The 12816-nt window shown below is 72.0% G+C and carries 11 protein-coding genes; 6 read left to right on the forward strand and 5 right to left on the reverse strand.

Going from position 1 to position 12816, the window contains the following annotated elements; all coding sequences use genetic code 11:
- The first annotated feature begins 123 nt into the window (after positions 1 to 123).
- Complete coding sequence (locus J7E94_RS26750; protein WP_215019367.1) at positions 124 to 1464, forward strand: transcriptional regulator; 1341 nt, start codon at positions 124 to 126, stop codon at positions 1462 to 1464.
- A gap of 62 nt (positions 1465 to 1526) precedes the next feature.
- Positions 1527 to 2060, forward strand: a complete 534-nt coding sequence (locus J7E94_RS26755) for an NUDIX domain-containing protein (RefSeq protein ID WP_251057270.1) — start codon at positions 1527 to 1529, stop codon at positions 2058 to 2060.
- Here J7E94_RS26755 and J7E94_RS26760 read toward each other — a convergent pair.
- Positions 2051 to 2953 (reverse strand): 3-hydroxybutyryl-CoA dehydrogenase, encoded by a 903-nt coding sequence (locus J7E94_RS26760; protein WP_215019369.1) that lies wholly within the window; start codon positions 2951 to 2953, stop codon positions 2051 to 2053. The two genes, J7E94_RS26755 and J7E94_RS26760, sit on opposite strands and share 10 nt — an antisense overlap.
- A gap of 154 nt (positions 2954 to 3107) precedes the next feature.
- Here J7E94_RS26760 and J7E94_RS26765 point away from each other — a divergent pair, with 154 nt between their 5' ends.
- Positions 3108 to 4382, forward strand: coding sequence for a glycoside hydrolase family 10 protein (locus J7E94_RS26765; RefSeq protein ID WP_215019370.1), 1275 nt, complete (start codon positions 3108 to 3110; stop codon positions 4380 to 4382).
- Positions 4383 to 4421: 39 nt separating this feature from the next.
- On the opposite strand, the gene J7E94_RS26770 is transcribed toward J7E94_RS26765, so the two are convergent.
- Entirely contained in the window at positions 4422 to 4619 is a 198-nt protein-coding gene (locus J7E94_RS26770; RefSeq protein WP_215019371.1) for a DUF1918 domain-containing protein, read from the reverse strand.
- Positions 4620 to 4676: 57 nt separating this feature from the next.
- Positions 4677 to 5561, reverse strand: coding sequence for a DMT family transporter (locus J7E94_RS26775; protein WP_374224508.1), 885 nt, complete (start codon positions 5559 to 5561; stop codon positions 4677 to 4679).
- A 79-nt stretch (positions 5562 to 5640) separates the two neighbouring features.
- Here J7E94_RS26775 and J7E94_RS26780 point away from each other — a divergent pair, with 79 nt between their 5' ends.
- From J7E94_RS26780 to J7E94_RS26790, 3 genes are read left to right on the forward strand one after another with little or no spacing between them, the layout of a single operon-like run.
- Positions 5641 to 7095 (forward strand): PLP-dependent aminotransferase family protein, encoded by a 1455-nt coding sequence (locus J7E94_RS26780; RefSeq protein ID WP_215019373.1) that lies wholly within the window; start codon positions 5641 to 5643, stop codon positions 7093 to 7095.
- Positions 7096 to 7126: 31 nt separating this feature from the next.
- Positions 7127 to 7702 carry a histidine phosphatase family protein gene (locus J7E94_RS26785; protein ID WP_215019374.1) on the forward strand — a complete coding sequence of 192 codons (576 nt, stop codon included), beginning with the start codon at positions 7127 to 7129 and terminating at the stop codon, positions 7700 to 7702.
- A gap of 41 nt (positions 7703 to 7743) precedes the next feature.
- Entirely contained in the window at positions 7744 to 7998 is a 255-nt protein-coding gene (locus J7E94_RS26790; protein ID WP_215019375.1) for a hypothetical protein, read from the forward strand.
- A gap of 30 nt (positions 7999 to 8028) precedes the next feature.
- On the opposite strand, the gene J7E94_RS26795 is transcribed toward J7E94_RS26790, so the two are convergent.
- Positions 8029 to 8658, reverse strand: coding sequence for a TetR/AcrR family transcriptional regulator (locus J7E94_RS26795; protein ID WP_251057264.1), 630 nt, complete (start codon positions 8656 to 8658; stop codon positions 8029 to 8031).
- 90 nt (positions 8659 to 8748) lie between these two features.
- On the reverse strand, positions 8749 to 12546 hold the full coding sequence (locus J7E94_RS26800) for a type I polyketide synthase (protein ID WP_215019376.1): 3798 nt from the start codon (positions 12544 to 12546) through the stop codon (positions 8749 to 8751).
- Positions 12547 to 12816: the final 270 nt, after the last annotated feature.

Genomic DNA, 12816 nt, shown 5'->3' on the forward strand with positions numbered 1-12816 from the left:
CGGCAGAGTGCGAATCGCATTTATGCGCGTACGCGGTTCACACCCTGTGTGAATTCAATGCAGTACACCCGGTGTGAACCGCGCACCCATTAGCCTGAGACCGACGAGCCCTTGGAGCGGCCCATGCAGCCCAATGTCCTGCTCGACGCCCTCCTCGCCGAGGCGGGCATGTCACACGCCGGACTCGCCGCCTACGTGAACCAGGCGGGTCGCACCCGCGGACTCGCCCTGCGCTACGAACACACCGCCGTCGCCCGGTGGTTGAAGGGCCAGCGCCCCCGTGGCCAGGTCCCCGACCTGATCTGCGAGGTGCTCGGCGGCCGGCTGCGGCGGCCACTGGGGCTGGACGACATCGGGCTCGGCGTGCCCGGCCTGCCGACGTCCCCGCACGCCTCCCCGCTCAGCGGCTTCGTGGACCGGGCCGCCGCCCTGTGGCGTTCCGACGGGCAGGCCCGGCCCCAGCTGCTCACCGCGCAGGCGGTCACCGGGACGCCCGCGGTCATTCCGGTCTGGGAGTGGGAGAACCCGCCCGAGGACGCCGACGTCTCCCGCGAGGGCCCTGACAGGATCGGGCCCGAGCACATCGAGATCCTGCGGGCGGCCAGGGCCCACTACGAGCTGATGTACCGCCGGGCCGGCGGGGTCGCCACCCGGGACCGGATCGTGCGCTTCCTCGGCAGCGAGACGGCCCCCATGCTGCGCGGGAGCTACGCCGACGCGCTCGGCCGCCGGCTGCACCGGGCCACCGGGTCCCTCGTGGCGGTGGCGGGCATCTGCGCGTACGACTCCGACGCCCACGGGCTCGCCCAGCGCTACTTCCACCAGGCCCTGCGCCTGGCCAAGGCGAGCGGGGACCGCGGGCTCGGGGCGTACGTCATCGCGCTGATCGTCAACCAGTGCCTGCACCTGCGCGAGTACCGCCAGGCCGTCGCCTTCGCCGAGGCCGCGCTGCGTGCCGCCGGCCGGCACACCACCCCGGCCCTGGCCGCCGACCTGTACGCCATGCAGGCCAAGGCGTACGCACAACTCGGCGATGCCCGCACCGCGTTGGCATGCATCCGGCACGCCGAGGAGGCCGCCGAGCGGATCCGCCCGGGCACCGAACCGGACGAGACCGGCTACGTACAGCCCGGGCTCGTCAACGTGCAGGTCGCCGAGGCGCTGCTCAGCCTCGGGGACCTCGCGGCGGCCCATGAGCAGGCGACCGCCGCCGTCGGCACCCCCGCGCACGACCGCGGCCGGGTGCACCGCCTGGCGATGCTGTGCGAGATCCAGCTGCGCCAGGGTGAGGCGGACCGGGCGGTGGCGGCCGCGGCCGAAATGGCCGAGCGGGCCAAGGGGATGGAGTCGCTGCGTTTGCGCGACCGGTTGCGGGCGGTCCGTCAACAGCTGCTGACCAGCGGTTGTTCGGGTGCGGGGGAGACCGCCCGGCTCATCGACGGGGCTTTGCGCGTTCCCCTGTGACCGCTCCAACTGCTGCCATGTTGCCACCAACCCGATCGGAAGGTGGCGCAGCCGTGCAGTGGATGAACCTGAGTGAGCAGACTGTGTACAAGAACCGCTGGTTCGACGTGAATCTCGCCGACGTGGAACTCCCCGACGGCCGGCACCTGGACCACTTCGTGATCCGGCTGCGCCCGGTCGCCGTCGCCACGGCCGTCAACGAGGCCGACGAGGTGCTGCTGTTGTGGAGGCACCGCTTCATCACCGGCAGCTGGGGCTGGGAACTGCCCGCCGGGGTCGTCGAGGACGGAGAGTCCGTCGAGGCGGCCGCCGCGCGGGAGATGGAGGAGGAGTCGGGCTGGCGCCCCGGCCCGCTCCACCACCTGATGACCGTCGAGCCGTCCAACGGTTTGACCGACGCCCGCCACCACCTCTACTGGGCGGACGGGGCCACCTACATCGGTCACCCCGAGGACGACTTCGAGTCCTCACGCCGTGCATGGGTCCCGCTGAAACTCGTGCCGGACATGATCGCGCGCGGGCAGGTCCCGGCCGCCAACATGGCGGCCGGGCTGCTCCTGCTGCACCACCTGCGGCTCGGCCGGCGTCAGCCGTAGGGGTAGAAGCCCGAGCCCGTCTTGCGGCCGAGGCGGCCCGCGTCGACCATCCGCTGGAGCAGCGGGGGAGCGGCGTACAGCGGCTCCTTGTACTCGGCGTACATCGAATCGGCGATCGAGACGATGGTGTCCAGGCCGATCAGGTCGGACAGCTTGAGCGGACCCATCGGGTGGGCGCAGCCCAGCTCCATGCCGTTGTCGATGTCCTCGCGGCTTGCGATGCCGGACTCGAACATCCGGATCGCCGAGAGCAGGTACGGGACAAGGAGCGCGTTGACGACGAAGCCGGAACGGTCCTGGGCGCGGACCGCGTGCTTGCCCAGCACGTCCCGCACCAGGGCCTCGGCCCGCTTGACCGTCTCGTCACCGGTGGTCAGCGCCGGGATCAGCTCGACGAGCTGCTGGACAGGCGCCGGGTTGAAGAAGTGGATGCCGATGACCTGGTCGGGCCGCGAGGTCGCGACGGCCAGCTTGACCAGCGGGATCGAGGAGGTGTTGGAGGCGAGGATCGCATCCGGGCGGGTGATCACCTGGTCGAGGACCTGGAAGATCTCCGTCTTGACCTGCTCGTTCTCGACGACCGCCTCGATGACGAGGTCGCGGTCGGCGAACTCGCCGAGGTCGGTGGTGAAGCTGAGGCGGGCCAGGGTGGCGTCCCGCTCCTCCTCCGTGATCTTGCCGCGTTCGGCGGCCTTCGTCAGGGAGTTGTGCAGCCGGGTGCGCCCGATCTCCAGGGCCTCGCCCGTGGTCTCGGCGACCTTCACCTCAAGACCGCTGCGGGCGCACACCTCCGCGATGCCCGCGCCCATCTGGCCGCAGCCCACTACGCCGACGCGGGCGATGTCGGTCGGGAGGGTAGAGAGGTCCGTCACTTCGTGCCTTTCGCTGCTCATCCATCGCGGGTCCCCCGGGCCTGTCAGTGGTAACTGCGTTCCGGCGCCCGCCACGCCCCCCGACGTTACCCCCGACCTTGGCCTCGGTGGCGGGCCGGGGCGGGCATGCTGGGCGCACGCAGAGCAATGTCACGCAACGGAACGGAGTGGTCACATGGCGCACATCGGACGGCGGGGGCTGCTGGCAGGGGCCGCCGGAGCACTGGCCGCGGTCACCGCGGGCCGGGCGGCCCCGGCGCGGGCGGCGCAGCGGCCGGGGCCCGCCGGCGACCGGGACGCGCCCGGGCCCTCCGGGAGGGCGGCGGCCGCCGAGTTCCGCGGGATGTGGATCGCCACCGTGTCCAACGTCGACTGGCCCTCCGAGAGCGGCCTGCCGGCGCAGAAGCAGCGCGCGGAGCTGATCGGCCTCCTCGACAGCGCGGTGCGGCGCCGGCTCAATACCGTGATCCTCCAGGTCAGGCCGGCGGCCGACGCGCTGTGGCCCTCGGAGCTGGAGCCCTGGTCGCAGTGGCTGACCGGGGAGCAGGGGGTGGATCCCGGCTGGGACCCGCTGGGCACGGCCGTCACCGAAGCGCACGCCCGCGGGCTGGAACTGCACGCCTGGTTCAACCCGTACCGGGTGGCCAACCACACCGATCCCGAGCTGCTGGCGCCCGAGCACCCGGTCCGGCGCAACCCCGACTGGGCGGTCGAGTACGGCGGGAAGCTCTACTACAACCCGGGCCTGCCCGAGGTGCGGCTCTTCGTCCAGGAGGCCATGCTCGACGCGGTCTCCCGCTATGCGGTGGACGGGGTGCACTGGGACGACTATTTCTATCCGTACCCGGCGGAGGGCGAGTACTTCGACGACGACGAGGCGTACGAGGAGTACGGGGCCGATTTCCCCTCCCGCGCCGACTGGCGGCGCGACAACACCGACACCCTGGTCCGCGAGATGTCGGAGCGGCTGCGGAAGGTCCGGCCCGCGGCCCGGTTCGGGGTCAGCCCGTTCGCCGTCTGGCGCAACTCCGACCGGGACCCGAGCGGCTCACCCACGCGCGCGGGCCTGGGCACGTACGACGACTTGTACGCGGACACCCGCAAGTGGGTGACCGAAGGCTGGATCGACTACATCGTCCCGCAGGCCTACTGGCACATCGGGCACCCGACCGCCGACTACGCCGACATCGTTCCGTGGTGGGCGCGGACGGTCGCGGGCACGGGCGTGGACCTGTACGTGGGGGAGGCGCTGTACCGCTGCGACGCGCACAGCCCGACCGCGGCCTGGCGCGATCCGGCGGAGCTGTCCCGGCACGTGCGGTTCGCCCGCCAGTACCCGGAGGTCCGCGGCCACGCCTACTTCTCGGCGAAGCAGGTGGCCGCGGACCCCAACGGAGCGATGGCCAGGGTCGTCGCCGACCACTACGGATCGGTCGTGCCCCCGCGCTGAGCCGGTGCCCCGGTCAGCGCTCGAGTCGGCCCGCCCAGGTCAGTGCTGGGTTTCGTCGGGGTGACGGACCACGCAGTCGGGGCCGGGAGCCATCAGCGCCTCGTGCCCGTCCTCGAAACGGACCCGGTACGGGGGGGTTCCGTTCTCGCCCAGCACCTGGGTGATCTCACCCACCTTGTCGTGCTGTCCGACGATCCTGCCGTGCTGCACCAGCTGGTCGCCCTCGGTCGCGCGCATAACTGACCTCCTCGGTGGCGGTCCGATCCGGTGCTAGCAGTTTAGGTCGTTCTGCCGCTATTTGACCCGTTGGGTCACGGCGATGCAGACCAGGACGGCACAGGCGGCCGCCGGTGCGGCGGGGGACAGGTGCTCGCCGAGCAGGGCCACCGACCACACCAGGGTCAGCAGCGGCTGGGCGAGCTGGAGCTGGCTGGCCCGCGGGGCGCCGATCTCGGCCATGCCGCGGTACCAGACGTACAGGCCGAGGAAGGTGGAGCCGGCCGCCGCCCACACCAGGCCGGCCAGCCCGTGCCCGGTCAGGTGCACCGGCTCGTACGCGAGCCCGAGCGCGGAGCCCGCGAGGCTGAGCGGCAGGCACAGCACCAGCGCCCAGCCGACCACCTGCCAGCCGGGCAGCACCCGGGCCAGGCGCCCGCCCTCGGTGTACCCGGCGGCGCACACCAGCAGGGCGCCGAACAGGTAGGCGTCGCCGGCCGAGAGGGAGCCGCCGCTCTGCGCGACGGTGAAGCCGAGGACCACGGCCGCCCCGGCGAGGGCTGCGGCCCAGAACCGGCGCGAGGGCCGGGCCCCGGTGCGCAGCGCGGACAAGGCGGCCGTGGTCAGGGGGAGCAGGCCGACCACGACGGCGGCGTGCGAGGTGGTGGAGGTCGTCAGCGCGAGGGTGGTGAGCAGCGGGAAGCCGACGACCACGCCGGCGGCGACGACAGCCAGGCCCGCCCAGTGCTCGCGGGCGGGCAGCGGTACCCGCAGGGCCAGCAGGAAGCCGCCGGCGATGACGGCCGCGAGGACGCTGCGCAGGGCGACGAGCGACCAGGGGCCGAAGCTCTCCAGGCCCCAGGCGGTGGAGGGGAAGGTCAGCGAGAAGGCGACGACGCCGAGCGAGGCGAGGAGGGTGCCCCGGGCCCGGGTGGGGGTCGCGGTCCGGGTCGCGGTCAGCATCCCTGCCACTGACGCGGTCCCGGTCGCTGAACCCTCAACCGCTATCGTCCTGTGGGTAGTAGCGCTATTCTGTGCTGTCATGTACGAGCGTAGCAGTGTGGTGGAGCTGGCAGAATCCCTACGGGCCGAACTCAACCGCTACTCGGTGGGTGGAAAGCTCCCGTCGAGCAGGGCCCTGGTCGAGCGCTACCGCGTCAGCCCCGTCACCGTCTCCCGGGCCCTCGCGCAGCTCGCCGCCGAAGGCCTCGTCGTCACCCGGCCCGGCGCCGGGGTGTTCCGGGCCCGGCCCCGCACGGCGGAGCCCGCGCCCGGGGACACCTCCTGGCAGGAGGTCGCCCTCAGTGCGGAGGGCGCCGGCGAGGTCGTGCCGCGCTCCGTGGACGCCTCCGGGGTACTGGTCTGCCTGGCCGCACCGCCCTCCGGGGTGATCGGGCTCAACAGCGGCTACCTGCACCACTCCCTCCAGCCCGAGCGGGCCATGGCCGCCGCGCTGGCCCGCGCCGGGCGGCGCCCCGGGGCCTGGGACCGGCCGCCCATGGAGGGGCTGCCCGAGTTGCGCGACTGGTTCGCGCGGGAGATCGGCGGGGCCGTCGCCGCCGCCGACGTACTGGTCACCGCGGGCGGGCAGAGCGCGCTGGCCACCGCCCTGCGCGCGCTCGCGCCGCCCGGGGCGCCGATCCTGGTGGAGTCGCCGACCTACCCCGGGCTGCTGGCCATCGCCCGCGCCTCCGGATGCCGGCCCGTGCCGGTCCCGGTGGATGCCGAGGGGGTCCGGCCCGAGCTGCTCGCCGCCGCCTTCGAAGCGACCGGGGCGCGGGTCTTCGTATGCCAGCCGCTGTTCCAGAACCCGACCGGGGCGGTGCTGGCTCCCGCGCGGCGGGCCGAGGTGCTGCGGATCGCGCGGGCCGCCGGGGCCTTCGTGGTCGAGGACGACTACGCCCGGTCCCTGGCCCACGAGGACGCCGGGCCGCTGCCCGCGACGCTGGCCGCCGAGGACCCCGACGGGGTGGTGGTCCACGTCCGCTCGCTGACCAAGGCCACCTCCCCCAGTCTGCGGGTGGGCGCCCTGGCCGCCCGCGGCCCGGTGCTGGACCGGCTGCGCGCCATCCAGGTCGTGGACACCTTCTTCGTGTCCCGGCCGCTCCAGGAAGCGGCCCTGGAACTGGTCGGCGCACCCGCCTGGCCGCGCCACCTGCGGACCGTGGCCGCCGAGCTGCGGCACCGGCGGGACGTGCTCGCGGGTGCCCTGCGGCGCGAGCTGCCCGCCCTGGAGCTGCCCCATGTGCCGTCCGGCGGCTACCAGTTGTGGGTGCGGATGGCCGGCGGGGGAGACGACGCCGCCTTCGCGGCCGAGGCCCTGCGCGCCGGGGTCGCCGTAGCGCCCGGGCGCCCCTACTTCTGTGCGGAACCGCCGGGGCCGTACGTCCGGATGAGCTTCGCCGGTGTGTCGGGCCCGGGCGAGCTGGTCGAGGCGGTCCAGCGGCTGCGGGCCGGCCAGGTCGGCCAGGTCGGCGGGGTCGGTCCAGACGCTTGACCCCGCGCGGCGGGCGGCTCACCATCTCCGCATGCATGTTCGGGTTTCGCTCGTCGCCGCAGCCCGTGGTTCCTCGCTGCTCGCCGAGCGCTTCGACGACGACCGGCCGCTCGACGGCGCGGGATGGCGGGCGGTGGAGTCCGCCGCGCGCGGACTCGTTCCGCTCGGCGCGGCCGAGCTGCGCTACTGCTCGCCCACCCCGCGCAGCCGGGCCACCGGCGAAGCCCTCGGGTACGCGCCCCTCGCCCAGCCCGCGCTCCGCGACTGCGACATGGGCCGCTGGCGGGGGCTGACGCTGGGGGAGGTGACCACGCACGAGCCGGGGGCGGTGGACCTCTGGCTCACCGACCCGCGCGCCGCCCCGCACGGCGGTGAGTCCCTGCTCGCCTTCATCTCCCGGGTCGGCGGCTGGCTCGACAGCCGGCCCGCCGACGACGGGGGTGCGATCGTGGCGGTGGCGGAGCCCTCCGTGGTCCGGGCGGCGCTGGTCTACGCGCTGAAGGCGCCGCCGCTGACCTACTGGAACGTGGACGTCCGGCCGCTGTCGACGATGACACTGACGGGCTGGTCCGGGCGCTGGCACCTCTCCTTGCAAGCCCCCGTGTAAAACGCCTGGATCCCGGCTCGCGCCGCGCCTGGCCTGCGATCATGACCGGCGTCCTCATCACCACGATCGCAGAGCGGCCCGAACTGGCCGGCCGGCTCTGGGGCATGAAGGACTCGTGGCCCGCGTTCGCCGAGCACGACGCGCTGGCCTGGCTGCTGTATCCGCGCATGGTGGCCGAGCTGCCGGAGTACGTCCTGATCGCCACGGACGGGGACACGGTGGTCGCCCGGGCCGCGTCATCGGCGCCGCATGACGAGCGCGGCGGCGCTGTTGCCCGACGTGCTGCCGATCACTAGCACTTGACCTCCGCCTGTGCTCGGCAGTGATCAGCTCCGCTGGTCGTAGGCGCGGACGCCGCTGAGGACGACCCTCAGCAACGCACGCAGCTCGACCGCCAGCGGCACCTGCCCGTCCTTGGCCTGGGACCAGCGGTAGAGGATTCCCAGGTACGAATCCCGCAAAAGATTGCCCACCAGGAACGGGTCGACGTCGGCCGTGACCTCGCCGCGCCCCTGGCCGAGGCGGACGATGTCGGCGAACACATGCCCCGCGTACGCGGGCTCTTCCAGCATCGGCTGGCCCGACTTGACCCAAGCCGTCAGCATCACGCAGGTGAGATCGCGGTCGGATTCGTTCAACTTCGCCAGTGCCGCCATACATCGCTCCAGCTGCACGGTGACGTCGTCCCCCGACGCTAGGGACTCTGCCATCTGGGCGATGAGCTGCTCCTTGCGCTGCTGCGCCCAGCTGCTGACGAGGTCTTCCTTGCGTTGGAAGTGGTTGAAGAACGTGCCTCGCGCGACATCGGCCCGTTCGGTGATCTGGTCGATGGTCGTGCCCTCGTAGCCCTGCTCCGCGAAGAGCGCGAGCGCAGATTCGTACAGCAGGTTCCTCATGCGAACCTTGCTGCGCTCACGCCTGCCGAGGGGACGCACCGTTGCGTCGTCGTCGGTCATGAGTACCCGCTCCCCAGAGTCTGGCTTTCTTTACCAAGAAACTTATATCAAAGTTCATTAGTAGTCTCCAGTTCATCACTAGTGTGATCGCTACGACCCCTCTGCCAGCGCCGCCGCGAGCCCGGCGAGGCTCTGCGCCCCCAGGAGGCGACCGACCGGTACCGTCAGCCCGAAATCACCCTGGAGTCGTCGCCTCAGCTGTGTCGCCATAAGGGAGTCGAGCCCCATGTCGCGCAGCGGGCGGCGCACGTCGAGCCGGCTGGCCGAGATGCCGAGCACGCCTGCGGCCAGTGCCACGATGGCGTCCGCGGTGGGGTGGCCGACACCGGCCGGCCCGGGCTCCGCGGCGGGCGCGGGGGAGGGGGTGGGAGTCGAGCCGGCCAGGGGCATTTGCGGCGGCAGCGTGCGCAGGGACAGGGCCTGGAACGCGGCCAGCACCGACCCGTTGGGCGCGATCAACGTGACGCTGCAGTGTGCCCGGGGCTCTTCGTCCCGTCGGCCAGGGGCCGACAGCGGTGGCGTGAATTCGGCAACGCTCCAGTGCTCGTCGCCCAGCTCCCCGGCCAGATACACCGACCCGAAGGCCACCGTGACATACGCGGACTCCGCGCCGTCCGGCACGGCCGAGTGCGGCCAGGAGGCGATCATGGGCAAGAGTCCCGCCTCCAGCGCCGCGGCCGTCGACGTCCCCGAGGTGCGCACCAGGGCCACGGACTCACCGTCCCTGCGCCACAGTTGGCGTACTGACCGCAGCTCATGCGCGACCCGGTAGCCGCGGCCCTGTGCCCGGCGGTAGAACTCAGGGGCCGGTACGTACTCGGTGCACCGGGTCAGCGCGAGGTCCACCTCGTCCGCGCCGATGCCGGCAGGTTGCGGATGGCCGTGACGGGCCTCTCCCTCGATGCACAGCAGTGGCCGGCTCGCCCCGGTGACGGACAGCGCTTCCACGGTGAACCGGTAGGAACCTGGCGCCGCCGAGGGCTCGATGACGATACGAAGGGAGGCCTGCAGGACGTCGGCCAGCGCGAGAGGGGCGTCGCCGAACCGCAGGTTCTCCAGCGTGACAGGGCCATCACCGGCGAGGTCGCGTACTGCCTCCGCGACAGCGTCGAAGTACAGGACGGGCGGCACGGGGGTCAGACCGCGCAGTGCGACCCCCGCGCCGAGGGCCTGCGCGCCCAGGCGGGGCAGGCCGACCTCGCGGACGTAGTGGGTTGGCCGGTCCGGCTGGGCGGCCGGCTGGTCCCGGAAGTCTTCCGTGTCCCAGGCATACAGCGGCAGCGGCACCTGGCGGGGCGCGCCGTCGAACCAGCGGTTCCAGTCGACCTTCCCGCCCAGTGCGAAGACCTGGCCCAACGCCCGGGCCACGGCCCTGCGTTCGTCGAGCCCACGGAGGAGGGTCGGGACTGCCGTGGACGGCGTCCCGATCGACTCCTGTCCGTCCTGGACCGCGGGGACCAGGACTGGGTGAGGGCTGATCTCCAGGAAGACGCTGTCGTGCCGCTTGGCCAGCTCGGTCACTGACTCCGCGAAGCGCACCCGCTCACGCAGGTTGTCCATCCAGTAGCGGGCATCGAGTTCGGCCTCCACCACAGGGGCGCACCGAACGGTCGAGAACAGGGCGGTGCGCGGAACCGTCGGCCGCAGGTCCGCGAGCAGGTCCAGCAGATCGTCGCGGAGTTCGTCCATCACGGGCGAGTGTGAGGCCACGTTCACCTTGACGGACCGGCAGAACACCCCCCGCGCGTCCAGCTGCTCGGCGATCAGCCGCAGCGCCGTCTCGTCACCGGCGAGAACCGTCGATTCGGGCGCGTTCTCAGCCGCGACGCACACCAGATCTCCGTGGGCCGCCGCAAGGTCGCGGGCGGCGTCAGCGGTGACGTCGGCGGCGAGCATGGCGCCGCGCCCGGCCACCGTCTGCATCAGAGTGCTGCGGCGGCAGATCACCGCGGCAGCGTCGCGCACGGAGAGGGCCCCCGCCACGCAGGCGGCCGCCACCTCGCCCATGCTGTGTCCGACACACAGGGCCGGCTCGACCCCGCGGGCCCGCCACAGGGCCGCCAGCGACACCTCCATGGCCCACAAGGCGGGCTGCACCACGTCGACGGCGTCGGCTGCCTCGGCGCCTTCCTCGCCGCCGTCGTGCAGGAACTCCACGACGGACCAGCCGAGTTCTTCCCGTACGGCGGCGTCGCACTCCTTCATGGCGGCGCGGAAGCTCGCGGAGTGCGCGAAGAGTTCGCGTCCCATGCCCCGCCACTGTGAGCCCTGCCCGGGGAAGACGAAGGTGACATCGCGTGCCTCACCGAATCCCGCCTCGTGGATCCCGCCGTCCGGGCACTGTTCGTCCGCTGCCAACGCGCGTAGGACACGGGCCAGTTCGTCATGAGTGACACCGACGGCCCACAGTCGGTATGGGTGGGCATCGCGCCGGGTGGCCGCGGTGGCGCAGATGTCGGGCAGGGCGAGAGAGTGTCCCGCGCCGCCGGGCTCGAGGTATTCCGCGTACCGGGTCGCGAGCCGCTGCAGCGAGGTGAGGGAGCGCGCCGTGAGGGTCAGCAGGTGGCTTTCCCCGCTGTCCGTGGCCGCCGGCTCGGCGGCGGGTGGCTCGGGGGTGTACTCGCGGACCACGACATGGGCGTTGGTGCCGGAGAGCCCGAAGGAGCTGACGCCCAGAACGGCTTGCTCCCCGACGGGTGTGAGCGGCGTATTGGCGCGTACCACCTCTATGGGTGCGCTCTCCTCAGCCAGCAGCGGGTGCTTTGAGCGGAGGTGGAGTGAGGCGGGAATGGTGCGGTGCCGCGCCATGAGCACGGCCTTGATGAGTCCGGCCATCCCCGCCGCCGCTTCAGCATGGCCGATGTTGGTCTTCACCGAACCGACGGGTAGCCGCCGGCCCAACGGCCCGTCGGACGTCAACATCTGTGCCAGTGCGCGCAGTTCGACTCCGTCACCGACGGTGGTTCCGGTTCGGTGCGCCTCGACGTAGTCCACCTGCCCCGGGCGCACTCCAGCGTCCCGCCACGCGGCCTGCAGCATCGCGGCCTGTCCGGTGACAGCGGGCTGGAGCAGCAGGCCGCTGCCCTTGCCGTCGTTGGTGACCGCGCTGCCCGCGAGCAGGGCCAGCACTGGGTCGCCGTCGGCGAGGGCATCGGTCAGTCGCTTGAGCACGACAGCGCCTACGCCCTCGCTGCGCACGAAGCCGTCGGCGGAGCTGTCCCCGAATTTGCATCTGCCGTCCGGCGCGAGCATCTCGCCCTGCGAGTAGGCGATTGCATCCAGCGGGGACAGTACGGCGTTGACGGCCGCCGCGATCGCCAGGTCGCACTCGCCGGTCAACAGGCTCCGGCGTGCGGTGTGGACTGCGACGAGCGATGAGGAGCAGGCGGTGTCCAGGACCAGGCTGGGGCCGCGGAGATCAAGGGCGTACGACACCCGGCCGGCGGTCACGGCCCTGAGTCGCGCACCCGCCATGGTGCGGACGTCGGCGGTGGCGGCGTGGCCCAGCGCGTCGGCGTACTCGGCGGTCGCCTGTCCCACGAAGATGCCCGCACTGCTTCCGGCCAGGGACGACGGCCGGATCCCCGCCGCTTCGAGGGCCTCCCAGACGACGTGCAGCAGAATGCGCTGCTGCGGGTCCATGACCTGCGCCTCGCGCGGGGATATCCCGAAGAAGGCCGCGTCGAACCCGAACAGGTCGTCGACAAAGCCGCCATGACGAGAGAGGGACCGCTCCTCGTCGACGGCGAATCTGGTGGCGGGGACCGGTGTCACGGCATCCCCGTTGTCCATCAAGAGTTTCCAGTACGCGTCCACTCCGGACGCCCCCGGAAACCTGCACCCCATCCCCACGACCGCGATGGCGGAATCGCTCGTTGCCTGACCCATGTCCGTGGCCTGCCCTCCCCTTGAGCACTAAGAGGGCAAAGATATATCCCAGAACAACTTTGCCCTCCAGTCGGAGGCGGGTGACCTCCCTGCGCTGGTGGCAATGATGGCCTTCGTCCCGTTATTGGTGGCTTTCCGGTCATGCGCCGAAGCGCTCTGGCTGAGGCCTAGATCACACTTGTGTACCTCACAGGGTAAGCATGGCTCTGCGTATATTCATGGATCGAAGTCCAGATACGAGTTCTCGGTGTGGGGGCGCGTGGCGTGTTC

Origin of the sequence: Streptomyces sp. ISL-94 (genome assembly GCF_018614075.1) — a bacterium.
Classification (GTDB): Bacteria; Actinomycetota; Actinomycetes; order Streptomycetales; family Streptomycetaceae; genus Streptomyces.